The sequence below is a fragment of the Streptomyces endocoffeicus genome (genome assembly GCF_016741935.1).
Taxonomy (GTDB): Bacteria; Actinomycetota; Actinomycetes; order Streptomycetales; family Streptomycetaceae; genus Streptomyces; species Streptomyces endocoffeicus.
Genome location: NZ_JAERRG010000021.1, coordinates 84,388 through 107,995, shown reverse-complemented (window position 1 = coordinate 107,995; position 23,608 = coordinate 84,388). Strand labels below are relative to the sequence as shown.

Here is a 23,608-nt window from a genome sequence, read left to right as displayed (position 1 = left end):
GACAACTACCGGGTTCAGAGTCGAAGGCGTGGCCAAGAAGAACAGGTACGCAGAGATAGCCGAGGTCCTCGCGGCCGAGATCGCCGACCAGCCGGCCGGCACCCGCGTCTCCAGCGAGCACGAGATCGCCGCACGCTTCGGCGTCAGCCGTGCCGCGGCCCGCGCCGCCCTCCAGGAGCTGGAGGGCCGCCTGCTGGTGCGGCGGGTCCGCGGCGCCGGGACGTTCGTCAACCGGCCCATCGACTACCTGCTGTCGCGGCGCCAGCCCCCGTCAGGAAGCCGAACCATCGAGGAGGCGGGCGGCGTCCATCGCCGCGTGGTGCGGGATGTGCGCCGCGTCGGCCTCGGCGGGGACCACGCCGACCGGCTGCAGCGTGGCGAGGGCAGCCCCGCCCACCTGCTCATCTCGCAGACCTACCTCAACGGCCTGGTCAGCGGCTGGACCCAGGCGTGGATCCCGGTCGACCTGCTGCCCGATCTCGGCTCGGCGGTGCGCGCCGTGGAGTCTCTCGATGTGATTCTGCGGCAGATGTGCGGTGTTGTGCCGGTGCGCGCCTGGTGCCGGATCAGCAGCGTGCCGCCTCCGCCGGAGGTGGCGGCGGAACTGGATGCCGAGCGCAACCGGCCGGTCTGGCTGCTGGAGAGCATGAGCCGGGACTCCCGCACCGGAGCTCCCCTGATGTGCAGCGAGGCATGGTCCCGCCCCGACGGTCTGCGCCTCGTGGTCGAACTCGACGACCTCGACTGACCGCCTGGGCCCGAGGCCGCCGGCCCCGCCGCGTCACGCCACACCTCTACGGCCGCGACCACGAGGCGAAGCCTCGCGTTCGCGGCAACCCAGCAAGGAAGTAAGGAGAACACGCGTGTCTTCGACACCGACTCGTGAACGGCGCTGTGAACTGCTCGCGGCCGCCGCGCACGAGGAGATCGTCCCACTCGCCGAACGGCTCCTGGCCGACGGCGCCCTTCCCGAACCGACCGTCCTGAAGTCCCCGGAGACCGGCATGGTGGTCCTCCAGGTGCGCGAGCCCGTCGAGGAGACCCGCTTCTACCTCGGTGAAGTGCTGGTCACCGAGTGTTCCGTCGAGGTCGCCGGGGTGCCCGGCTGGTGCATGCGGCCCGGCGACGACCGGGTCGCCACCCTCTCCGGAGCACTCCTGGACGCCCTCGCCGCGGCCGGCGGCCCCGCCACCGCGGAGATCGACGCCCTGTGCGCGGCCGTGGCCGAACGCCACGCCTCCCAGGACGCCGCGGAGTGGGCCGACGTCACCGCCACCACCGTCGTCTTCGAGGAGCTGACGTGATCGACCGAGCGGCCGGCACCGCCCTGGCCCCCGCCCACCGCGCGCCCTCCGGCGCCCCCGACGCCAAGCGCGTCCGCGCCCTGCGCCGCACGTCCCAGCAATCCCAGCGTGACTTCACCACGCTGCTCGACGTCCTCGCCCGGCCCGGCCGCATCCGCCGACTCACCGTCCCCGACGCGGCGCCGGCCGCCGCCGTCGCCGCCTGCGGACTGATCGACGTCGAGGTCCCGGTGCACGTTCTCACCGGTCCCGACCCGGACTCCGCGGCCTGGGCGGAGGCGGTGTACGCCGCGACCGGCGCGCCGCGCGCGGAGCTGTCCGGCGCCCGTACCCTGATCGCGCTGCGCCCGCTCACCCCAGAGGACATCGCCGCCCTGAACCGGGGCACGCCACTCGACCCGGAGACCGGTGCCCGGGTCTTCGCCCAGGTGGAGGCGCTCGGCGGCCAGGGCCCTGACGACACGGCACTGGCTCTGACCGGACCGGGTGTTCCGGAGGACACCGAGCGGCGTCTGGCCGTGCGCGGGCTCACCGCGGAGACGGTGGCGGCGCTCGCGGCGGCCAACGCGGCGTTCCCCTGCGGCATCGACGTCTTCCTCGTCGCCGCGGACGGCTCCGTGGCCGGGCTCCCCCGCACCACCCGGGTACGGCGCCCGGGGGAGGCCTGAGATGGGGTACTCCGGAGTACGCGGCGGCCAGGAGGCCATCGCCGCCGCCGAGCGCCTCGCCCGCCGGGACCGGTTGGGCGGAGCCAGCCGGTGGCTGGAACTGGAGCAGATCACCGGACGGCTGGGCCTGGCCGTGGACCGGGTGATGGGCGAGGCGGGACTGTGGGCCCCGGAACTCGCGGCGCGCGCGATCCGGCAGTCACGCGGCGACCTGCTGGAGGCCGCGCAGCTGCTGCGGGCCCACCGCTCCACCCTGCCCCGGCTTGCCTATAGCTCGCCCGTCCCCGCCGCCGCGCTGCGCCCGGTGCGCCGAATCGCCCCGGCATACCGCAATCCGCCGGGCGGCCAGGTCCTCGGCGCCACCGACGACTACACACCCCGGATCCTCGACCTCACCGACGAGGACACGGCCCGCACCACGGCGCCGCCACCGCGCAGGCCCGCCACCACCGGGGTGCCCGCCACCACCGCACCGGACCGGGGCGTGCCGCCCGTCGGCCGCCCGCCCGCCGGGCTGCTGGCCGACCGCCGCGACCCCACCGACCCCGAGCCCTTCGACATCACCCGGGCACCCTCCCGCCCCGGCGTACCGCGCTCGGCCCGGCTGACCGCGATGGCCCGCGCCGAGACCGGCTCGCTGACCCACCTGTGGTACCTGGTCACCCAAACGCCGCGCAACGCCCAGCCGGAGATACCCCTCGAACTGCGCCGCGGCCACCTGCCGCTGCGCATCGAGCACCCCTTCACCGGCTCTCCGGTGACTATCGCGGGCGTGCGGGTGAGCGAGGCGCGCACGGTCCGAACCGACGTCCGGCCCCATCCGGACGGCAGCCGCTTCGACATCGGCTACGGACTGTGCCTAGGCGACAACGAGGCCAAGGCACTCGCCATGGCGGGCCTGGATCTGCTGGTGCACCGCGACAAGACCACCAACCGCCTGGAGCAGCGAGTGCTGACCGCCTTGGACGGACCTGAGCTGGCCGGCTACCTCGAACACCTCAAACTCCCGCACTACGTGGACTTCCGCTCGATCGTCGACCGGCTCCGCGCCCTACAGGCACCCAACCCCGAGGAGAGCCTGTGATCACCCCCGCCCCGGCGCCTGCCTCCGCGGCCGCCGTCAATGCGGAAGAACCGGCGTGGCTGGAACTGGACCAGCTCACCGAGCGCCTCAACCTGGCCGTGGACCGGGCGATGGGCGAGGCCGGCCTGTGGGCTCCGGAGCTTGCGGCCCGCGCCGTGCGTCAGGCGGAGGGCGACCCGACGGAGGCCGCGCACCTGCTGCGCGCCCACCGCGCCGCACTGCCCCGCCTCGCGGTGTCCGCCCCGGTGGCCACCTCGGAACTGCGGGTGGTGCGCCGGATCAGCTCCGCCTTTCGCAACCCGCCCGGAGGCCAGATCCTCGGCCGCACCGTGGACTACGCCGGTCGCCTGCTGGACCTGCTCCCCGAGGACGAGGGCCGGGCCCACGTCACCGACGAGTCCCTGGCTCCCGCCGATGACGGGCATCCCCACCACGATCACGACCACCAGCACGAGCACGACCACCAGCACGAGCACTCGGCCGATCCCGTCGCCGTCGAGCGCATCCCGGGAAACGTCCTCGCCATCCTCCGCGAGATGGGCCTGGTCGCCCCGCTCCCCGAGCGCCCCGACGACCCCGAGCCCTACGACATCACCCGGCGCCCGGCACGGCCCGGTGCCCCGCGGTCGGCGTGGCTGCAGACCATGGCGCGGGGTGACACCGGTTCGCTGGTGCACCTGTGGTGGTACGGCTGCGACTGGCGCCCCGACCACGAGATCCCCGGCGAACTGCGGCACGGCGCGCTGCCGGTGCGCATCGCTCACCCGCACACCGGCAAGCCGGTGACGGTCGCCGAGGTGCGGGTCAGCGAGGTCGAGTCCTTCTACAACGTGCCCCGCGCCGCCGCCCAGCACCATCTCGGCGTCGGCTACGGCATCTGCTTCGGCCACAACGAACGCAAGTCCATCGCCATGGCGGGTCTCGACCTGGCGCTGGCCCACTACGACGCCACCTCCGAGCTCCACCACGACGTCCTGCTCACTCTCGACGGCCTGGACTCCACCGGCTATGTGCGGCACCTGAAGCTGCCGCACCACGTGGAGTACCGCTCGGTGCTGGACCGCGCCGAGGCCGCCGGCCAGGACGCCAACCCCCCGGGAGAGACCGCATGAACACCTTGTCCCCGACCCGCAACGGCACCGGCGCCTCCCGTGCCCGGGCCCTCGCCGGGCCCGATCCCCGTCCCGGCATCTTCGACGAGCTGTCCAAGCGCGAACTGCGCCGCGCCATGCTCAGCGGGATCGCCATCCCCGGCTACCAGGTCCCCTACGGCTCCCGGGAGATGCCGGTCGCCCGCGGCTGGGGGTCCGGCGGCCTGCAGGCAACCCTCTCGCTGGTCTGCGACGAGCACCAGCTGAAGGTCATCGACCAGGGCGAGGACGCCGGCGTCAACGCCTCCAACCTGCGCCGTCTGATCACCGAGCACACCGGTTCCAGCGAGGAGACCGACACCCGCGCCGCCGACATCATCCAGTCCCGGCACCGTATCCCCGAACAGCCGCTCACCGACGGGCAGATCCTGGTGCTCCAGGTGCCCAACGCCGAGCCGTTGTTCCGCATCGTGCAGGAGATGGACGAGCAGCGCCGTATGCACGCCGAGGCGGACTACGCCAAGATGTGGGTCCAGCTCTACGAGGACATCGTCCACAACGGACTGATCACGGCGGCCGCCGGCTACCCGGTACTCGTCGAAGGCCGGTACGTGATGACGCCCAGCCCCATCCCGCGCTGGGACGTGCCCAAGATGAACGACTCCGACGCGATCACCATCCTGTCGGCCGGCCGCGAGAAGCGGCTGTTCGCCGTCCCCCCGCACACCCGTGTCGTCCCCCTCACCTTCGATGACCGCCCCTTCGAGGTCGAGTACACCCCCGGCACCGCCTGCCGGCTGTGCGGCTCGGACGACACCTACCTCGTCGAGGAACCCGGCGAGAACGGCGCCCCCGGCACCTGGTCTTGCTCCGACACCGACTTCTGCACCCGCCGCCGTACCGGCGACGCCCCCACCGACGTCGCCGGACGGCCGGTCGCACTGGCCCGCGCGGCACTGCGGCGCACCACAGGAGAAAAGGAAGAAACCGCATGAGCACGCGCACCCCGCAACCCCGCCCCTGGGCCCTGAAGGTGACCGGCCTCGGCCGCGTCTACGGTGACCCGTCGCCCGCGTCCCTGACCGGCACCGGACCGGAGCACGGCACCGCCGTCTCACCCGCCACCGGCGCGGTCGTGGCGGCCTGGGACGTCTCCTTCGATGTGGCACCCGGCGAAGCCCTCGGCATCATCGGCGAGTCCGGCTCCGGCAAGTCCACCGTCATGCGCTGCGTCGCCGGCGACGAGACGGCCACCGCCGGCGCCATCGCCCTGCGCTCCGTCGCCGACGGTGCCGTCAATCTGTGCGACCTTCTGCCGTCGGCCCGGCGCCGACTCCGCCTGAAGGACATCGCCGCCGTCTACCAGGACCCGGCCGCCGGTCTGAACCTCGACGTGACCGCCGGCGGCAACATCGCCGACCCGCTCACCGCCGTCGGCTGGCGCTCTTACGACGGCATCCGGCAGCGCGCGTCCGAACTCCTGGAGCGCGTCGAGGTCCCGCTCAGCCGCATGGACGACATGGTCCGCACCTTCTCCGGCGGCATGCGCCAGCGGGTGCAGATCGCCAAGGCCCTCGCCAACGACCCGCCGGTGCTGCTCCTGGACGAGCCGACCACCGGACTCGACGCCTCCGTCGCCGCGGGCGTGCTCGACCTGCTGCGCGGGCTGCTGGAGGAGACCGGGGTCGCCGCTGTCGTCGTCTCCCACGACTTCGGCGTCATCGACATGCTCACCCGCAGGGTGCTGGTGATGAAGCACGGCCGGGTGGTCGAGTCCGGCCTCACCGACCAGCTCCTGGAAGACCCCCAGCACCCCTACAGCCAGCAACTCGTCGCGGCGGCCCGAGGATGACCACAGTGACCCCCGTACAGACCCCCGTCCGTCCCGGAACCCCCGCGCATATCCCCGGCGTCCCCGACGACACCGTCCTGTCAGTGCGCGGACTGCGCAAGGACTTCACCCTGCACACCATCGACGGCCGGACCGTCGACGCCCTGCACGGCGTCGACCTCGATGTCCGGCCCGGCGAGCACGTCGCCCTGGCCGGCACCTCGGGCGCCGGCAAGTCCACCCTGCTGCGCTGCGTGTACCGCACCTACCTGACCGGCTCCGGCCACATCTGGTTCCGCACCGCGGGCGGCGAACTCCTCGACGTGGCCGCGCTGCCCGACGCCGAGGCCTCCGACCTGCGCGGCCAGGAGATCGGGTACGTCTCGCAGTTCCTGCGCCCCCAGCCGCGCCGCTCGGTCCTCTCCATCGTCAGCTCGGCCGGCGTCGCACGCGGCATGGCCCGGGCCGAAGCCCGGGATGCCGCCGCCGCCGCGCTACGGCAGGTCGCCATCTCCGAGCGCCTGTGGGACATGCACGCCACCGTCCTGTCCGGCGGGCAGAAGCAACGCGTCAACATCGCCGCCGGCACCATCGCGCCGCCCCGGTTGCTGCTGCTGGACGAGCCCGTCTCCGCCCTCGATCCGGCCAACCGTGCCGCGGTCCTGGACCTGATCGCCCGCTTGGAGGAGACCGGCACCGCCGTCCTGTCCGTCTTCCACGATCTCGACGCCATCGAGCGCCTCGCCACCCGCGTGGTGGTACTCGGCGGCGGCCGGGTGCTGGCCACCGGCGCCCCCGGGAACATCCTGCACGACCCGAACCTGCCGCTGGAGGTGGCCCGATGAGCCGCTGCGTGTTCGCTCACGCCCGCGCCGTGCTTCCCGACCGCACCGTCGACGACGCCCTCCTCGTCGTCGAGGACGGCCGGATCACCGACGTCGCCCCCGTCATCCCGGGCGCGGTCCCCGCCGGAGCCATCGACCTCGGCGGCTCCCTGCTGCTGCCGGGCCTCATCGACACCCACAGCGACGCGCTGGAGAAGGAGCAACGCCCCCGTCCCACCGTGGAGTTCGAGCCGGGCTTCGCCGTCCTGAGCTTCGAGGGACGAGTCCGGGCGGCGGGCGTCACCACGATGCACCACGCGGTCAGCTACCAGACCAACGCCGACAAGGACCGCACCATCGAGCGCTCACTGACGCTCGCCGCCGCCGTACGGGAACGGGCCGCGTCCGGCGTCGGCCTGGTCGATCACCGGCTGCTGCACCGCCTCGACGCCCGCGACGCCGACGCACTGGACGCCCTCAAGGACGCCCTCGCCGGGCAGCCGTACACCGCCGGAGTGCCGCCACTGGTCTCGTACGAGGACCACACCCCCGGCCAGGGCCAGTACCGGAACCTGGAGGCGTACCGAGCGATCGTCCAGCGGCAGGAACACCTGTCCGCCGAGGACGCCGACCGGTTCATTCGCCACCGCATCGACGAGCGCGCCGACAGCCTCCCACAGCGCACCCGTACCCTCGCCCACCTCGGCCAGGAGGCGCGCTCGGGGCGGATACGGCTGCTCGCCCACGATGTGGAGAGCGCGGAAGAGCTCGCGGGGGTACGGGCCGCGGGCGCCGCCGTCGCCGAGTTCCCCACCACCCGCGAGGCGGCCCGCGCCGCCCAGGACGCCGGGATGCCGGTCGTCGCCGGTGCCCCCAACGTGCTGCGCGGCGGGTCGCACAGCGGCAACGTCGGCGCCGAGGATCTGATCGGCGAGGGTCTGGTGGACAACCTGTCCAGCGACTACATGCCCTCCGCGCTGCTCGCCGCCGCCCTGCACCTGGCGGAGCGCGGGGTGGTGCCGCTGCACACCGCGGTGGCGCTCATCACCTCGGGCGCCGCGCGCACCGCGGGGCTCGCCGACCGGGGAGCCCTCGTCCCGGGGCTGCGCGCCGACCTCGTCGTCGTCAGCACCGAGGGCGGCCGGCCCACCGTACGGATGTCCCTGCTCGCCGAGGAGTCCCGGGACACCGACGGCGCTCCGGTCTCCGTGGCCCGGCTGCTGACGCCCGCGGGACGGTGACCATGACCACGCGGGAGTCAGTAGCTGGGTGGCGTGATGCTGAGCATGAAGCGAACGGTGCTCCTGCTCTCGTTGAGAAAGCGGTGGGGAATGTTGGAGTCGAAGTGGCAGCTGTCTCCGGCCTTCAGTACGTGGGTCTGGTCGCCCACCTGAACCGTGAGCCGACCGGTCAGGACGACGACGCACTCCTCCGAGGGGTGTGATCGGGGGGCGTCGGAGGAGACGGCACCGGGCTCGAGTGATCCTTCGAGGACTTCCAGTCTTGCTCCGCCCGGTGAGGCACGGGTGTAGGTGATGGCGTGGTGGGGCGAGGAGATCCGGTACCGGTCGTCGCGGCGGATGACGGCTACCGTCTGCTGGTCCCCGTCCTGGAACAGATTGAACAAGGGGGTGTCGAGGGCCTCGGCGATCCGTCGCATCGTTTCCAGGCTGGGATCGGTGACACCACGCTCAACCTGGCTGATCAGACCGGTGGACACCCCGGCGCGGTCGGCGAGTTCCCGGACGGTCATGCCCCGGAGGGTGCGGTATTCACGGATCCTTGTCACGGCCACGGCATCATTATCCAGTACGGCCCTCGGTCGCGTGCCTCGGGCGGAGCGCCCGGCACACGCGACCGAGGCGGGAACCCCTCGGGTTACCCGGCGAGGCCGACTTCCTTGGTTCCTCGCGGGTCCGTGGGCGTCCCTTCTTCGATCCCGACGTCGATCGCGGTGTCCGAGGGAGGCGCGGTAGCCAGGGTGACCGCGACCGTCACGATGAGGTTGATGATGAGAGCGGGCAGGCCGACGACCATGCCGGCGGGCACGAGGTGGAGCACGGTTGAGCCCAGGTCGGGGACGCCGACGATCAACCCGCCGCAGATGGCACCGGCGGCCAGTCCCTGTGCGGTGACCCGTCGCCACATCATGGACAGGAACAACGCGGGTGCCAACTGGCCGACAGCGCTGTATACGCTGGTCATGACGGTGAGCAACTGGTCGTTGCTGGTGGCGGCCAGGAGCACCGACAGGCCGGTGAACACGATCACACCGAACCGGGTCAGCGGCAGCGACGACGACCACCGTGGCGATACCGCGCCGATCACGTTACTGCTCAGCAGGCTGCTGGCCGCGAGCATGAGCACCGCGGTGGGCACGAGTGCCACGAGGATGCCCACGCCTCCGAGAATCCCGATGACCCAGTCCGGATACTTCTCCTGTACGAACAGGAGCAGAGACTGGTTGGCCTGGTGGTCGGCCAGGTTCGGCAGCGCGAGCAGCGCGGCGAACGCGATGACGATGATCAGGACGTAGAACAGCGAGTACAACGGCTGGATCACCTGGTTTCGGCGGATCGTCGTCACGTCCTTGGCGCTGTAGGACACCTGGAACACATGGGGCAGGGCGAAGGCGCCCAGCGGAGTGAGCAGCAGGAAGCTCATCCACCACCAGGTGTTCGTCGCGGCGCCTCCGAGGATTCCCGGGAGAGTGGCCGCAGCGGGATGGGCGTGTTCGACACCGTCGAAGATGCCCGGCAGACCGTGGACGCCGGCCGCCTTCGCCGCGCCGACGGCGATCACGATCAGGACCACGACCAGGAGAATGTCCTTGACGATCGCCGTGTAGGCGGCACTGCGCATGCCTCCGACCAGGACGAACGCGGCCACCAGGACACCGCCGGCCACGACGTAGGCAACCGTCGGCACCCCGGTACCGAACAGGCTGCCCAGGATGAGGCCCAGTCCGGTCAGCTGCAGCTGACCGTAGAGCAGCAGGACCACGATGCCGAACACGGCGATCAGGCCGCCGAACCACGGCGCCTCGAATCGCGCGGTGAAGTAGTCCGCCATGGTCACCAGCCCACGCCGCTTACCCGCGCGCCAGATCTTGGGGACCATCCAGTAGCCGACCGTGGCATTGAGGACCACGGTGCCGAGGACGAAGAAGCCGGGCGCGCCGTTGCTGAAGACTCCCTGAGACGCGCCGAGCAGCGCGGACGTGGTGAACGTTTCCCCGACGAGCAGGAACCAGAACAGCAGGGTGCCGAAGCGCCGCCCGCCCACGGACCACTCCTGCATGTTCATCGTCCTGCCGCGGGTGGATGCCACGGCTCCCCACACGATGGAGCCGACCGCGATCACGAAGGCAAGAAAGAGTGCCATGTCGCGCTCCTAGACCCGGTCCGCGTCGCCGCGGGAGCGGTCGACGAGGTAGACGCCCGCAAGGGCGGCCGATCCGATCAGGACGCCGAGTGTCATCCACACCAGCAGGAACGGGATCGAGCCAAGGACGTAGTCGACGCGGTTGACCAGGGGAATCACGCCGATGCACCAGACGGGCGGGACCGCCAGCAGGAGCCAGTGCCAGCAGCGCCGGGGGGTGGGCCCGGCCACGGGGGTTGGTGGTCTAGACATGTTACTCCGATCAGCACATGGCCTTGACTCGGCTTGACCGAACGCCGCCTACGTGTTCAGCCGAGATGAACTTGCATCAATGTGAGTGACACGCTCCGCACCGTCAACCCTTCGGACGCGGATATCTCTTCGGTATTGCGCAGTCACACTGACGGGTGTTCACTGTGGCTGAAACTTGTAGAACGTTGCTCACGGAGGCGACTCATGGATTCCGACCGGTTTCGGGCGCAGTTCCCCAGCATGGTCGACACCACTCACCTGGCCTCGTGCAGTCAGGGCGCCATCTCCTCTGGTGTCACCACGGCACTGGCCGAAATGGCCTACGCGCTGCGTGATCAGGGCGCGCCGTGGGGTGACTGGATGGTGGAGGTGGAGCGGCTACGCACCGCGGTGGCAGGCTTTCTCAACGCATCCACCAGCGAGATCGCGCTCGTGCCTTCCGCCTCGCATGGCGCCTTCCAGGTGGCCAACGCGGTGGACTTCGCCGGAGGCGGTGTGATCGTCTCGATGGCGGCGGAGTTCCCCAGCGTCGGTCAGGTGCTGCACGCCCAGCGTCCGGGGCCCGGCGAGGTGCGGTGGGTCAGTCAGGAGGCGATGCACACGCAGGGTGTGGTGGAGGCATACCGCGCCCAAATCGATGACAGTACCCGGCTGGTGTCGGTCCCGCTGGCCTTGTACACGAACGGATCCCTCCAGCCGGTCAACGAGATCGCCAAACACGCGCGTGCGGTGGGGGCGCGGGTGCTGGTCGATGCCTATCAGGCAGCCGGCGTGGTCCCGATCGACGTGGCCGAGATCGACTGCGACTACCTCGTCTTCGGCACGCTGAAGTACATGCTGGGCCTTGCCGGGATCGCCGCGCTCTTCGCCCGGTCCGGTGTCACGGACCAGCATCCGCCACGGATGACCGGCTGGTTCGGACGCCCCAACCCGTTCGACTTCGATCCGACCGGCCTCGATTTCCCCGAGGAGGCCCGCCGCTTCGAATCCGGAACGCTCGCCGTCCCCTCGGTGTACGCGGCGCGGGCCGGAATCGAAACACTCAACCAGGTCGACCCGACCACCCGGTGGGAACACGTCGAGAACCTGGTCGCCGAAGCCGGTGCCCGGCTGACCGAGGCGGGCGAGACGCTGAGCCCGCCGGCCCCCGGTGCCCGGCCTGGACCGCAGGTCGCGGTGGCCGACACCGACCCGGACACCTTGGCGGCCTTCCTGGCCACGCACCGGATCGTCACCGCACCGCGCGGATCGAACCTGCGCGTCGCCTTCCACTACTACAACACCAGCGACGACATCGACCGCCTGTGCGCGGCGATCAAGGACTACCGGAGGCAGTCGTGACCACCCGTACCACCCTCACGGCTGCCAGACTTCTGACCGAGTCCTCCGCACCGCTGATCCACGACGCGGTGGTGTGCGTCGAAGGCGACACGATCGCCTACGCCGGGCCCGGCGGCTCCGCACCGGCCTGGGCGAGCACCGCCGAGACGGTCACCGACCTCGGGGACACCACCTTGATGCCCGGACTCATCGACTGCCATGTGCACCTGTGCCAGGATCCGACCTCGAGCGGTCTGCTCGTGGGGATGTCCTCGGACCAGGACGCCTTGCGCCGGACGATGGTGGGCAACGCACAGCGGCTGCTCGACGCCGGCGTCACCACCGCCCGCGACCTCGGGGCACCCGGCACCCTGGGAACCGAGATACGCGATCGGCTCACCACACTCCCCCACGCCACCCCCAGGATGCTGGTCGCGAACGCGCCGATCACCGTGGCAGGCGGCCATGCCTGGTCCATGGGCGGCGTCGCCGACGGCGTCGACCAGATACGGGCACGGGTACGTGAGCACGCCGAACAAGGGGTGGACCTGATCAAGGTCATGACCACAGGCGGGTTCATGACACCCGGCAGCCACCCGTCCCAGACCCGTTACTCCCTCGACGAACTCACCGCCCTCGTCACCGAGGCCCACGCCCACGGCCTGCCCGTGACCACGCACGTACTCGGCGTCGAAGGCATCGAACGGGCCGTCCTCGCGGGTGTCGACTGCATCGAACACTGCGGCTGGGTCACACAGACCGGCACCCAATTCGACCCCGGCATCGCAGCCATGATCATCGAACGGGGCGTCATCGTCAGCCCCGCGATGAATACCGCCTGCACCGCCGAACACTACATGTGTCCTTGGGACGAGCGGGACTCCGTCATCGGCAACCTCCGCAAGCTCATCGACCTGAACGCCATCGTGGTCGCCGGCACCGACGCCGGCATCCCGCTCGTCCACTTCGAACGCTACGCCGACTGCCTGGAGGTCTACCTCGACGCCGGGATGAACCACCGCCAGGTGATCGCCAGCGCGACCGACGTCGCCGCCGAGGCCTGCGGCCTGAAAGACGTCACCGGCCGACTGGCACCCGGTCTGAGCGCCGACCTGATCGCCGTGGACGGAGACCCCACCCAGGACATCGCCGGCCTCCACAAGCCCGGCTTCGTCATGGCCGCCGGCCGCCCCCACCCGATACGTGACACGACCCTCGATACCGGTGACGCCGAGGCGCGCGACCGAATCCGGCGCAGGCTCGAAGCCGGGGCGGGCCGTCACACCACGGGAGAGTAGGAACCCGCGCGCCCGCCTTCGGGGACAACTTCTCCCCCACCCCCCACAAGGGCCGCCTTCCTTATGGGGCTCGCACCCATGCTCTCCCCCGTCCCCCTTGCCTAACGTGTGCACCTGGCCGAGCAGTCCACGGTACGGAGCGGAGCTGATGGAGACCATCGACGGCCGCCAGTTCGCCAACCGCCACGACCTCATGGAACACACCGGCTACACCCGGAATCCACTGTCCAGGATGTGGCGGGAACGCGAGGAGAACGGCCACCCGACCCCGCGCGTGATCAACGGCGTCATGCACTGGGACCTGAGGGTATGGAGCGCGTGGTTCGCCGAGCACAATCGGCAGCGGCGCGGCGACGCTGCTCGCCGCCGGGCGGGCGGACGGCCCGCGAAGTGAACCGTATCCGGGCGACGTTGCGCAGGAACCACGCCCGGAATATCGGAGGATGAACTATCTAGAGTAGCCATGAGTAGCGGGATTGATATTCCAGACCATGCTAGTCTCCTGCGCGCATCGCCAGTCGAACTGGCAAACCCCTCCTGAGGCCAACCCCGGCCGGCGAGACCCCGACCGCGCGAAGGACCAGCACAAAGGCATGAACGACGAACCCTCCCCGCCCCTGAACAAGGGTCGCTTCCCGTTCCAGGACGTCCCGGGCTCGAAGTCCGTCACCGCCCGCGCGCTGTTCCTGGCGGCCGCGGCACAAGGCACCACAGTGCTGCACAGACCCCTGGTCTCGGATGACTCGACGGGGTTCGCCGAGGGACTCACCGCGCTCGGCTACCGGCTGGAGCGCGAGCCGGACCGATGGGCGGTCGAGGGCCGCGTGCGGGGACCGGCGGTTGATGAGGCGTCGGTCTTCTGCCGCGACGGCGCCACCACCGCGCGGTTCCTTCCGGTGCTGGCCGCCGCCGGCCACGGCGTCTTCCACTTCGACGCGTCCGCCCAGATGCGCCGCCGCCCGCTCGGCCCGCTCACCCGAGCACTGCGCGACCTCGGCGTCTCCCTCGTCCACCGGGAGCGGGAGGGCCACCACCCGTTGACCGTCCACGCCGACGGGATCAGGGGAGGGCACATCACCCTGGACGCCGGACTGTCCTCCCAGTTCCTCACCGCGCTGCTGCTGGTCGGCCCGCTCACCGAGCAAGGGCTCACCATCACCGTGAGCGACCTGGTCTCCGCACCGTACGTGGACATCACCATGACGATGATGGAGTGCTTCGGGGTGCGTGTGCACCGCGACGGGGACACCTTCACGGTGCCCGCCCAGCCCTACCTGGCCACCGACTACACGATCGAGCCGGACGCCTCCACCGCCAGTTACTTCCTGGCGGCGGCCGCGCTCACCGGACGCCGTGTCACCGTCCCCGGGCTCGGCTCGGGCAGCCTTCAGGGCGACCTGCGCTTCGCCCAGGTGCTCTCCCGGATGGGAGCACACGTCACGCTGGCCGAGGACCACGTGACCGTCGCCGGTGCCGACGGCGGACGGCTGGCCGGCGTCACCGTGAACATGCGCGATATCTCCGACACCATGCCCACGCTGGCCGCCATCGCGCCGTTCGCCGACGGCCCGGTCCGCATCGAGGACGTCTACAACACCCGGATCAAGGAATGCGACCGGCTCGAGGCCTGTGCCGAGAACCTGCGCGCCCTCGGGGTCCCGGTCCGGGTCGGCCGGGACTGGATCGAGATCCACCCCTCGCGGCCCCGCCCGGCACACCTCGCCTGCCGCGGCGACCACCGCATCGCCATGGCCTTCAGCATCACCGGCCTACGCGCTCCTGGCATCACCCTGGACGATCCCGGCTGCGTGAAGAAGACCTTTCCCGGCTTCCACGACACACTGAACAGCCTTCGTGCCATCTGGCTGCCGTGAGGTCCGCGCCAACCGGGCAATACTTTCCACTTCGCGTTGACTCTTTTCCACACAGATCGAAAGGAGTCGCCGCCGATCGCCTCGATAAGCAACGGTTATCGCGAGAGCAATTCCATCTATTGGACCTCCGGAGAATGTGCGTGATCCACTCCATGAACAATCGCCGAACAGCGTTGATGGAGGAGATCCCAGATGGGAAGTACGGTCGCGCGAGGGCTGGCAGCGGCATTGCGGCGGCACGGTGTCAGCGATGTGTTCGGGCAGAGTCTGCCGTCGCTGTTCTTCCTGGCCGCACCTGAAGAATCGATCCGGCAAATCGTATACCGTACCGAAAACGCGGGCGGCGCGATGGCCGACGGATACGCACGGGTGTCCGGCAAGGTCGGCGTCGTGGCCGCTCAGAACGGCCCGGCCGCGACCCTGCTCGTGCCGCCACTGGCCGAGGCCCTCAAGGCGTCGGTGCCCGTGATCGCGATCGTCCAGGAAGTCCCGCGGGCGGCCCGGAACCGCAACGCCTTCCAGGAGCTGGACCATGAGAAACTCTTCGACGCGTGCACCAAGGCGATCCACCGGATCGACGACCCCGCCAGGGTCGACGACTACGTCGACGCGGCGGTCACCGAAGCGACGTCCGGCCGCCCCGGACCGGTCGTCCTGCTGGTCCCCAAGGACGTCCTGGCCGAACCCGTCCCGGTCGCGTCGTCACGCCGCGCCGGCTACGGCCACTTCCCTCTGGACCGGTATCTCCCGGGCCCCGAGCAGATCAAACACGTCGCCGAGCTGCTCGCCACGGCCGAGCGGCCGCTGGTGGTCGCCGGGGGCGGCGTCCACGTCTCCGGGGCCGTGCCCGAGCTGGCCGAGCTCCAGCGCCTCGGGGCGCTGCCAGTGGCGACGACGCCCATGGGCAAGGGATCGGTGGACGAGACCGACCCGCTGTCCGTCGGTGTGATCGGCTACGCCATGGGGAGCTACTCGGCCACCCACGACGCCCGCCCCCTGGTGGAGGACGCGGACCTGATCGTGTTCGTGGGTACGCGGACCAACGAGAACGCCACGGACGCCTGGCGTCTCTTCCCGCCCACGGCGACGTACGTCCACATCGACATGGACCCGGTCGAGGTGGGCCGCAACTACGAAGCCTTCCGCCTGGTCGGCGACGCCAAGCTCACCCTGCGCGCGATCGTCGACGAACTGAAGTCCACCCCGCTCGACACCCGCGCGGCGGCCCGCGACCAGGTGACCGGTCGGATCGCGCGGGCCCGGGCCGGGCACGAGGAGCGTATCGAGCCCCGGGCGACGGCTGACGGCTCACCGATCCGGCCCGAGAGGATCATGCGGGAGCTCGATGCCCTGCTGACGCCGGAGACGATCGTCGTCGCCGACGCGAGCTACAGCTCCATCTGGATGTCCAACTACCTGCGCGCCCGGCGCGGCGGTCAACGGTTCCTGTCCCCTCGCGGCCTGGCCGGGCTCGGCTGGGGAGTCCCCATGGCGATCGGCGCCAAGGCGGCGAGCCCGGACAGCCCCGTGGTCGCCGTGGTCGGTGACGGCGGGTTCGCACACTGCTGGTCCGAGCTGGAGACGGCCGTGCGGATGAACCTGCCCATCACGGTCATCGTGCTGAACAACGCGATCCTCGGCTACCAGAAGCACTCCGAGTTGCACCAGTTCGCCGAGCACACCAGTGCCATCGACATCACCCGGATCGATCACGCGGCCATCGCCACCGCGTGCGGGGCGCGAGGTCTCCGGGTCGACTCCGCGGACGATCTCGCCGGTGCGCTCCATGACGGTCTGCGCTCCCCCGCCGTCACCGTGATCGACGTGATGACCGCCGCGGACGCCTTCCCGCCGATCTCCGCCTGGGACGACGACGCCACGCTGCGCGAGGTGACCGCCGGAGCCGCCCTGTGAACGCGGAGTCCTTCAGCGGCTCGGAAAGGTACCTGCACCGCGCCCACCAGGTCATCCCGCGCGGGGTGAACTCCTCGCGCCGGGCCGTGCTGCGCCCCACCCCGCTGGCCTTCACCGGTGCGCGGGGCAGCCGGATCACCGACATCGACGGCAACGAGTACGTGGACTATGTCGCCGGATACGGTCCGATGCTGCTCGGGCACCAGCCGCCCGAGGTGGTCGAGGCCGTACGCACGCAGCTCGCCGTCGGGGTCCTGTACGGCGGTCAGCACGAGGCGGAGGCCGAACTGGCCGAGCGCATCGTCCGGATGGTGCCCAGCGCGGAGAGGGTCCTGCTCAACGTGACCGGGAGCGAGGCCGTGCAGGCGGCGTTGCGGATCGCCCGCGCCGCGACCGGACGGCGCAAGACGGTCAAGTTCGAGGGCCACTACCACGGGTGGATCGACCCCATGACCGCCAACGGGCCGGGCAGCCCCGCCGGAACCGGCCCGGCACCGCGTCCGGTGATCGCCGCGGACCACGATGTGGTCGGCCCCGAGATCCTGGTATGCCCCTGGAACGACCCGGAGGCCCTGGCCGGTCTGCTGGCACGTCATGGTGCCGACGTCGCCGCGGTCATCATGGAGCCCGTAGCGGTCAACGGCGGCAACCTGTGGGCCGACGACGGGTATCTGGCCACCGCCCGCCGCCTGTGCGAACGGCACGGCTGCCTGCTCGTCTTCGACGAGGTCGTGACCGGCTTCCGCCTGGCGCCCGGCGGGGCCCAGCAGCGCACCGGTGTGACCCCGGACCTCACCGTGCTCGCCAAGGCCCTCGGGTCCGGCTTCCCGATCAGCGCGGTGGCCGGACGCGCCGAGGTGATGCGCGTGGCCGAGCACACCATCGGGCACGCCGGAACGTACAACGGCAACGCGTTGTCGGTCGTCGCGGCCAACGCGACCCTCGATGTCCTCGAGGCCGGTCAGGACTCCCTCTACCCACGTCTCGACCGTCTGACCGGGCAGCTCGCGGACGGCATCGAGCGGCTCGCCGCCCGCCACGGGGCGCCGCTCCAGGCCCTGCGCGCCGGTGCGCTGGTCCGTCTGCACTGGGACGCCCCCACACCGCTGCGCACGTACGCGGACACGCTCGTCGGCCGCACCGCACCGCTGCGCGACTTCTCCGAGCACATGGTCCGCAACGGTGTCCACGCCCGCGAGACCGGACTGTGGTACGTCTCCGCGGCCCACACCGACGACGACGTGGACAGGACTCTGGCCGCCGTCGACCGGGCGCTGACCGCGGTTTCCAGCTCGCCGGCCGGCTGACGCTCGGTGTCCACGACCTCCTGACCGCGTCCCGGGCCGCCGCCGCGCCAGATCCCGCGGCAGCGGGCCCCATACCGCCGTCGCCCACCCGAGAGGCACTCATGCGATTCTCTGTCTCCGCCGACACCGGCGGCACCTTCATCGACGTCGTCGTCCGCGACGAGGACAACAACCACTATGTCGGCAAGGCGCTCACCACCCACCAGCATGTCTTCGACGGCATGCACCAAGCCCTCGATGGCATCGCCGACGGCCTCGGGACGACCGCGCAGGCCCTGCTGGCCCACACCGACCTGTTCATCTACGGAACCACGCGGGCGACCAACGCGATCGTGACCCGTCGGGTGGCCAAGACCGCCCTGCTCACCACCGAGGGCTTCCCCGACATCCTGGTGCTGAAGGAGGGCGGCAAGCGGGACGTCTTCGACTACACCACCGAGTTCCCCGACCCCTACATACCGCGGCGCAGGACGTTCGAGGTCCCTGAGCGGATCAGCTCCGAGGCACGGATCACCAAGCCGCTGGACGAACAGGCCGTGCGGGACATCCTGCGCCGGCTGCGCCGGGAGAACTACGAGGCAGTGGCCGTGTCCCTGCTGTGGTCGGTCGTCGAGCCCGCGCATGAGCTGCGCATCGGCGAACTCGTCGAGGAGATCCTCCCGGGCGTCCCGTACACGCTCTCGCACCGGATCGCACCGATCGTCCGCGAGTACCGGCGGGCCTCGGCGACCGCCATCGACGCCTCGCTCAAGCCCCTGATGCAGAACCACTTCCGCGAACTCGAATCGGACCTGCGGGCCTTCGGCTACACCGGTCAGCTGCTGGTCTCCTCGAGCATCGGCGGCGTGATGACCGTCGAGGAGATGATCAACGCGCCGATCAACGCCGCCAAGTCCGGGCCCGCGATGGCCCCGGTAGCGGCCGTCAACTTCTCCAACGCCGAAGGCTTCGGCGGCGACACCATCGTGTGCGACACCGGTGGCACCACGTTCGACGTCGGGCTGTCGCACGACTCCGGGCTGGTCTACACCCGCGAGACGTGGCTCGGTGGCGAGTGGGAAGGAGACCTGCTCGGCATCTCCTCGGTCGACATCCGCTCGATCGGCTCCGGAGGCGGGTCGATCGCCTGGGTCGACGACGGCGGACTGCTGCGCGTCGGTCCCCAGTCGGCCGGGTCCGAACCCGGTCCCGCCTGCTACGGGCGCGGCGGCACCGAGGCCACTCTCTCGGACGCCGCGTGCGTCCTGGGCTTCTTCGACCCGGACTACTTCCTGGGCGGGCGCATGGACCTGGACACCGCCGCGGCCCGCGAGGCCGTGGCCCGGGTGGCCGAGAGGCTGGGCAGGAGCGTCGAGGAGACGGCCTGGGGGATCCTGACCCTGGCGACCGACCACATGGTCAAGGCGGTCTATGACATGACCATCTCCCAGGGCCTGGATCCCAAGGAGAGCACGGTCGTGGCAGGCGGCGGAGCCGCCGGTATCAACATCATGCGGATCGCCGCCGAGCTGGGCAGCAGCCGGGTGATCCTGCCCAAGACCGCGGGGGCCCTGTCCGCGGCGGGCATGCACTTCGCCGACATCGTCAAGGAGGAGTCGGCGTCGCTGATCACCCGCTGGTCCGCCTTCGACACGGTCGGCGTCAACACGGCGCTGACGCGTCTGCGCGACAGGCTCGCCGCCTTCGCGGGCCGGGTCGGCCTCGCCGAGGACGACTATGTGATCGAGTACTTCACCGAGGCGCGCTACGAGGCCCAGGTGTGGGACATCGTCACCCCGGTGCCCGTGAGCGAGTTCCGCGGCGGCGAAGACATCGCTCAGCTCCGCAAGGCGTTCAACGACGAGCACGAACGCCTCTTCGCCTTCTGGGACGACACCGCGGACCTGGAGTTCATCAGCTGGAAGGCACGGCTGACCGCCGACCTGCGCACCAGCCACCCGCAGGTCCAGGCCGTGGCCCGGACCAGCGGGGCCCCTTCGAAGACACGGGCCTGCTATTTCGGCCCCTCCGGACTCACCGACACTCCCGTGTACCTGCCCCAGGATCTGCGCCCGGGCCAGTACGTGCCCGGCCCCGCGATCATCCAGGAGCCGACCACCACATTGGTGGTCCATCCGGGCATGGCCACCGAGGTCAGCGGGTCCGGCAACTACATCCTGCATGTGACGACTCCGGAGGGAGACGAGTGATGGTGGCCGACGACAGCACACTCGCCGTGGACAACCACGAGTTCGACCCGATCCTGACCGCCATCCTGGCCAACCGCCTGGACGGCATCGTGCGCGAGATGACCACCACCCTGCTGCGTTCGGCGCGCTCGGCGGTGATCAACAGCGGGCGCGACTTCTCGTGTGCCATCGCCACGGCCGACAACCAGCTGCTGGCCGCCGCGGAAGGTCTGCCGGTGCACATCTTCGGCGTACAGCTGCAGGCGGAAGCGATCCTGGCCGCCCACCCGGACCTGGCCGAGGGCGACGCCTACCTGGACAACAACCCCTACGGGGGAAACTCTCACGCCGCGGACCACTCCGTGCTCGTGCCCGTATTCATCGACGGTGAGCACATGTTCACCGCCGTGGCCAAGGCACATCAGGCCGATACCGGCAACTCCCTGCCCACCACCTACTTCGCCGGCGCGAAGGACGTGTACGAGGAAGGGGCACTGATCTTCCCCGCGGTCCAGGTGCAGCGGAATTACACCACCATCGACGACGTCATGCGCATGTGCATGGCCCGCATCCGCGTCCCACAGCAGTGGCACGGCGACTTCCTCGCTTCGCTCGGGGCCGCGCGGATCGCCGAGCGGCGCCTCGGGGAGCTGTGCGCGAAGTACGGCAAGGACCAGGTCAAGCGGTTCATCCGCGGCTGGTTCGACTACTCCGAAGACCTCATGCGCAAGACCATCGCGGAGCTGCCCGAGGCCCGTCTGCACAACACCGGTGCACACGACCCGTTCCAGCCCTATCTGCCCGACGGGCTGGAGTTCCAGGTCGACATCGACATCCACCCGCAGGACGGACGGATCCTGGTCGACCTGACCGACAACGCCCCGAACGTCGACTGCGGGCTCAACCTCACCGAGGCCACCACGCTGGCCGCCGTGTACAGCGGCATCTTCCACGGTCTGTGCGGGCAGGTGCCCAAGAACTCCGGCGCGTTCCGGCGCGTCGAGGTCCGTCTCAAGAAGGGCGCCGCCGTCGGCATCCCGGAGTTCCCCCACAGCTGCTCGGTGGCCACGACCAACGTCGCGGACCGGCTGACCAACTGCGTCGGCGCGGCCTTCGCCCAGCTCGGTGAGGGCTACGGGATCGCTGAGGGCCCGGTCGGCATGGGGGTTCCGCACGCGGTGGTCTCCGGATACGACTCACGCACCGGCGAGCGGTTCGTCAACCAGCTGCTGATGGGCGCGGCCGGCGGGCCCGGCAGTGCCACCGCCGACGGCTGGCTGACCTGGAACGTGCCCAGTACGGCAGGCCTGACCTACCGGGACTCCATCGAGATCGACGAGCTCAAGATGCCGATCCAGTATCGGCACATCCGGATGATGGCCGACTCCGGCGGCGCGGGACGTCACCGCGGCGGGTGCACCGTCGACATGGCCTTCGAGTCCAAGGAGGACGGCGTCTCGGTCATCTATCCCTGCGACGGGCAGATCGTCCCGCCCAGGGGCGTACTCGGCGGGCAGGACGGCGCCCTGGCCGCCGGCTGGATGATCGACACCGACGGCAGCGAGACCCTCCTGCCCAACAACGCGGTCGTCACCCTCAACACCGGCCAAGCCGTCCGGGGTGTGGAGTGCTCCGGTGGTGGCTACGGCGACCCCCTGGACCGCGACCCCGAGCGCGTCCTGAAGGACGTGCTCGGGCGGTGGGAGAGCATCGGCCACGCCCGCGAGGCGTACGGCGTCGTGATCATCGGCAACGGGAGCGACCTGTCCATCGACTGGAACGCCACCGCCACGGTCAGGGCCGCCCTGCGCGACCGTGCGCCGGTGTCGTCGTGACCCCTGGACACAGTCACCGCTTCGGCGACGAGAAGGACGAGCAATGACCGCAATCCCCTCAACCCCGCCAGGCCGCTCCACCAACCGGCGTACGGTCTTCGGAGCCACCGTCGGGACGCTGACGGAATATTACGACTTCGCCATCTACGGTCTGATGGCACCGACTATCGCAAGCCAGTTCTTCCCCAAGGCCGACCCCAAGGCCGCGCTGCTGAGCACCTTCGTGGTCTTCGCCCTGGGGTTCCTGTTCCGCCCGCTGGGCGGATTCATCTTCGGCTACCTCGGCGACAAGTTCGGGCGCACAAAGGCGCTGACCTCGGCGATACTCCTGATGGCGGCGACCACGACCGCGATCGGGCTGCTTCCTACCTATGCCGGCGTGGGGCTGCTGTCCCCGGTGCTGCTACTGGTCTGCCGATGTCTGCAGAGCGTTTCCAACGGCGGCGAGTTCGCCGGGGCGACCTCTTACCTGGCCGAATCGGCGCCGCGCGGCAAGCGGGCGACATTCGTCAGCGCGGTCACGGTGTCCTCCGCGATCCCGGCCGTCCTGGGCGCCATCGTCATCCTGACGATCTCCGTCCTGCTGGACGACGACGCCTTCACCGCATGGGGCTGGCGCATCCCGTTCCTGCTGGGCGCGCCGCTGGGGCTGATCGGTCTGTACGTACGGTTGCGTCTGGCCGAGCCTGAAGTCTTCACCGAGATGAAGGCGGCGGGAGTCGCTCCCCGCAACCCGCTGCTGACCGGCCTCCGGACCCAGTGGCGCAAGATGCTCCTCGTGTTCTGCGCCGCCGCGGTCACCGCGTCGTCTTTCTACATCCTGAACTCCTACATGGTCACCTATACGGAGACGGAGCTGGGTTTCAGCCGGAACGCCTCGCTCTTCATGAACAGCACGGCCATCGTGATCTTCTGCGCCGCGGTGCTCCTCGGCGGTCGCGCGGCCGACCGATTCGGCCGTCGACCGGTCATCATGACGGGGCTGGTCGCCCTGGTCGTCCTCGGGGTGCCGGCTTTCTTGCTGATGCAGACCGGGCACCTCGCCGGCGTGCTGCTCGGGCAGACCATCTTCGGCCTGTGCATCGCGCCTGTCTCGGGTGTCGTACCGGCCCTTTCGGCCGAGCTGTTCCCCACCTCGGTCCGGTACAGCTGTAATTCGATGAGCTACAACCTCGCCTACACGGTCTTCGCCGGTACCGCGCCCTTCGTCGCCGCGTGGCTGGTCTCCCTGACCGGTCTGCTGGTCTCCCCCGCCATCTACGCGTCCTCGATCGCACTCATCTCCGGTGTGATCGTCTTCCGTTTCCTCAAGGAGACCGGTGGCACCACCCTCGAGCAAGGTGTCGATACCGACGAGCGTCAGGGCGGCGTACGCCCAGAAGACCATAGCGACGCGGCGGTGGCCCGCGCCTCATGAAGACCTCGGCACAGGCCACGCCGAGGGGAACGGGGCC

At 70.3% G+C, this 23,608-nt stretch carries 21 protein-coding genes; 18 read left to right on the top strand and 3 right to left on the bottom strand.

What is annotated here, in order from left to right; translation table 11 throughout:
• The first annotated feature begins 28 nt into the window (after positions 1 to 28).
• The 9 genes from JK364_RS38045 (at position 29) to JK364_RS38005 (ending at position 8,043) form a co-directional block, all read left to right on the top strand.
• Complete coding sequence (locus JK364_RS38045; RefSeq protein WP_201855968.1) at positions 29 to 748, top strand: GntR family transcriptional regulator; 720 nt, start codon at positions 29 to 31, stop codon at positions 746 to 748.
• A 115-nt stretch (positions 749 to 863) separates the two neighbouring features.
• Positions 864 to 1,304: a phosphonate C-P lyase system protein PhnG gene (phnG, locus tag JK364_RS38040; RefSeq protein ID WP_201855967.1), complete on the top strand. Its 441-nt coding sequence runs from the start codon at positions 864 to 866 to the stop codon at positions 1,302 to 1,304.
• The gene (gene phnH / locus JK364_RS38035; protein WP_201855966.1) at positions 1,301 to 1,972 is read left to right on the top strand and encodes a phosphonate C-P lyase system protein PhnH; all 672 of its coding nucleotides are present in this window, start codon (positions 1,301 to 1,303) and stop codon (positions 1,970 to 1,972) included. The genes phnG and phnH overlap by 4 nt, the downstream gene beginning before the upstream one ends.
• 1 nt (position 1,973) lies before the next feature.
• Positions 1,974 to 3,056, top strand: coding sequence for a carbon-phosphorus lyase complex subunit PhnI (locus tag JK364_RS38030; protein ID WP_201855965.1), 1,083 nt, complete (start codon positions 1,974 to 1,976; stop codon positions 3,054 to 3,056).
• Positions 3,053 to 4,168 (top strand): carbon-phosphorus lyase complex subunit PhnI, encoded by a 1,116-nt coding sequence (locus JK364_RS38025; RefSeq protein ID WP_201855964.1) that lies wholly within the window; start codon positions 3,053 to 3,055, stop codon positions 4,166 to 4,168. The genes JK364_RS38030 and JK364_RS38025 overlap by 4 nt, the downstream gene beginning before the upstream one ends.
• A complete protein-coding gene (locus tag JK364_RS38020) occupies positions 4,165 to 5,142 on the top strand; it encodes an alpha-D-ribose 1-methylphosphonate 5-phosphate C-P-lyase PhnJ (protein WP_201855963.1) in 978 nt (325 codons plus the stop codon). Before JK364_RS38025 ends, JK364_RS38020 begins: the two co-directional genes overlap by 4 nt.
• Positions 5,139 to 5,999 (top strand): ATP-binding cassette domain-containing protein, encoded by an 861-nt coding sequence (locus JK364_RS38015; RefSeq protein ID WP_201855962.1) that lies wholly within the window; start codon positions 5,139 to 5,141, stop codon positions 5,997 to 5,999. The genes JK364_RS38020 and JK364_RS38015 overlap by 4 nt, the downstream gene beginning before the upstream one ends.
• Positions 6,000 to 6,004: 5 nt before the next feature.
• Positions 6,005 to 6,823: an ATP-binding cassette domain-containing protein gene (locus tag JK364_RS38010; protein ID WP_201855961.1), complete on the top strand. Its 819-nt coding sequence runs from the start codon at positions 6,005 to 6,007 to the stop codon at positions 6,821 to 6,823.
• Positions 6,820 to 8,043 carry an alpha-D-ribose 1-methylphosphonate 5-triphosphate diphosphatase gene (locus tag JK364_RS38005; RefSeq protein ID WP_201855960.1) on the top strand — a complete coding sequence of 408 codons (1,224 nt, stop codon included), beginning with the start codon at positions 6,820 to 6,822 and terminating at the stop codon, positions 8,041 to 8,043. Before JK364_RS38010 ends, JK364_RS38005 begins: the two co-directional genes overlap by 4 nt.
• A 17-nt stretch (positions 8,044 to 8,060) precedes the next feature.
• Here JK364_RS38005 and JK364_RS38000 read toward each other — a convergent pair whose 3' ends face one another.
• The 3 genes from JK364_RS38000 to JK364_RS37990 all read right to left on the bottom strand — a co-directional run bounded on the left by JK364_RS38000 (position 8,061) and on the right by JK364_RS37990 (position 10,438).
• Positions 8,061 to 8,597 (bottom strand): helix-turn-helix domain-containing protein, encoded by a 537-nt coding sequence (locus JK364_RS38000; protein WP_201855959.1) that lies wholly within the window; start codon positions 8,595 to 8,597, stop codon positions 8,061 to 8,063.
• 83 nt (positions 8,598 to 8,680) lie between these two features.
• Entirely contained in the window at positions 8,681 to 10,186 is a 1,506-nt protein-coding gene (locus JK364_RS37995) for a sodium:solute symporter family protein (protein ID WP_201855958.1), read from the bottom strand.
• A 9-nt stretch (positions 10,187 to 10,195) separates the two neighbouring features.
• A complete protein-coding gene (locus tag JK364_RS37990) occupies positions 10,196 to 10,438 on the bottom strand; it encodes a DUF3311 domain-containing protein (RefSeq protein ID WP_201855957.1) in 243 nt (80 codons plus the stop codon).
• 204 nt (positions 10,439 to 10,642) lie between these two features.
• Here JK364_RS37990 and JK364_RS37985 point away from each other — a divergent pair, with 204 nt between their 5' ends.
• From JK364_RS37985 to JK364_RS37945, 9 genes are all read left to right on the top strand, one after another.
• Entirely contained in the window at positions 10,643 to 11,779 is a 1,137-nt protein-coding gene (locus tag JK364_RS37985) for an aminotransferase class V-fold PLP-dependent enzyme (RefSeq protein ID WP_230993110.1), read from the top strand.
• Entirely contained in the window at positions 11,776 to 13,056 is a 1,281-nt protein-coding gene (locus JK364_RS37980; protein WP_201855956.1) for a metal-dependent hydrolase family protein, read from the top strand. Before JK364_RS37985 ends, JK364_RS37980 begins: the two co-directional genes overlap by 4 nt.
• Before the next feature lie 148 nt (positions 13,057 to 13,204).
• Positions 13,205 to 13,450, top strand: a complete 246-nt coding sequence (locus JK364_RS37975; RefSeq protein WP_201855955.1) for a hypothetical protein — start codon at positions 13,205 to 13,207, stop codon at positions 13,448 to 13,450.
• A 199-nt stretch (positions 13,451 to 13,649) separates the two neighbouring features.
• Positions 13,650 to 14,930 (top strand): 3-phosphoshikimate 1-carboxyvinyltransferase, encoded by a 1,281-nt coding sequence (aroA, locus tag JK364_RS37970; RefSeq protein WP_201855954.1) that lies wholly within the window; start codon positions 13,650 to 13,652, stop codon positions 14,928 to 14,930.
• A 192-nt stretch (positions 14,931 to 15,122) separates the two neighbouring features.
• The gene (locus JK364_RS37965; RefSeq protein ID WP_201855953.1) at positions 15,123 to 16,844 is read left to right on the top strand and encodes an acetolactate synthase catalytic subunit; all 1,722 of its coding nucleotides are present in this window, start codon (positions 15,123 to 15,125) and stop codon (positions 16,842 to 16,844) included.
• A complete protein-coding gene (locus JK364_RS37960) occupies positions 16,841 to 18,151 on the top strand; it encodes an aspartate aminotransferase family protein (protein ID WP_201855952.1) in 1,311 nt (436 codons plus the stop codon). The genes JK364_RS37965 and JK364_RS37960 overlap by 4 nt, the downstream gene beginning before the upstream one ends.
• Before the next feature lie 101 nt (positions 18,152 to 18,252).
• Positions 18,253 to 20,340 carry a hydantoinase/oxoprolinase family protein gene (locus JK364_RS37955; RefSeq protein WP_201855951.1) on the top strand — a complete coding sequence of 696 codons (2,088 nt, stop codon included), beginning with the start codon at positions 18,253 to 18,255 and terminating at the stop codon, positions 20,338 to 20,340.
• The gene (locus JK364_RS37950) at positions 20,340 to 22,154 is read left to right on the top strand and encodes a hydantoinase B/oxoprolinase family protein (protein WP_201855950.1); all 1,815 of its coding nucleotides are present in this window, start codon (positions 20,340 to 20,342) and stop codon (positions 22,152 to 22,154) included. The genes JK364_RS37955 and JK364_RS37950 overlap by 1 nt, the downstream gene beginning before the upstream one ends.
• Before the next feature lie 43 nt (positions 22,155 to 22,197).
• The gene (locus tag JK364_RS37945; protein ID WP_201855949.1) at positions 22,198 to 23,571 is read left to right on the top strand and encodes an MFS transporter; all 1,374 of its coding nucleotides are present in this window, start codon (positions 22,198 to 22,200) and stop codon (positions 23,569 to 23,571) included.
• The last annotated feature ends 37 nt before the right edge of the window (positions 23,572 to 23,608 follow it).

Bases quoted from the DNA above. Each gene is read 5' to 3' on its own strand.
- JK364_RS38005 (WP_201855960.1), top strand. From the start codon at position 6,820: ATGAGCCGCTGCGTGTTCGCTCACGCCCGCGCCGTGCTTCCCGACCGC.
- JK364_RS37950 (WP_201855950.1), top strand. From the start codon at position 20,340: ATGGTGGCCGACGACAGCACACTCGCCGTGGACAACCACGAGTTCGAC.
- JK364_RS37965 (WP_201855953.1), top strand. From the start codon at position 15,123: ATGGGAAGTACGGTCGCGCGAGGGCTGGCAGCGGCATTGCGGCGGCAC.
- JK364_RS37985 (WP_230993110.1), top strand. From the start codon at position 10,643: ATGGATTCCGACCGGTTTCGGGCGCAGTTCCCCAGCATGGTCGACACC.
- JK364_RS38015 (WP_201855962.1), top strand. From the start codon at position 5,139: ATGAGCACGCGCACCCCGCAACCCCGCCCCTGGGCCCTGAAGGTGACC.
- JK364_RS38020 (WP_201855963.1), top strand. From the start codon at position 4,165: ATGAACACCTTGTCCCCGACCCGCAACGGCACCGGCGCCTCCCGTGCC.
- JK364_RS37990 (WP_201855957.1), bottom strand. From the start codon at position 10,438: ATGTCTAGACCACCAACCCCCGTGGCCGGGCCCACCCCCCGGCGCTGC.
- aroA (WP_201855954.1), top strand. From the start codon at position 13,650: ATGAACGACGAACCCTCCCCGCCCCTGAACAAGGGTCGCTTCCCGTTC.
- JK364_RS37945 (WP_201855949.1), top strand. From the start codon at position 22,198: ATGACCGCAATCCCCTCAACCCCGCCAGGCCGCTCCACCAACCGGCGT.
- JK364_RS38030 (WP_201855965.1), top strand. From the start codon at position 1,974: ATGGGGTACTCCGGAGTACGCGGCGGCCAGGAGGCCATCGCCGCCGCC.
- JK364_RS37955 (WP_201855951.1), top strand. From the start codon at position 18,253: ATGCGATTCTCTGTCTCCGCCGACACCGGCGGCACCTTCATCGACGTC.
- JK364_RS37995 (WP_201855958.1), bottom strand. From the start codon at position 10,186: ATGGCACTCTTTCTTGCCTTCGTGATCGCGGTCGGCTCCATCGTGTGG.
- JK364_RS37975 (WP_201855955.1), top strand. From the start codon at position 13,205: ATGGAGACCATCGACGGCCGCCAGTTCGCCAACCGCCACGACCTCATG.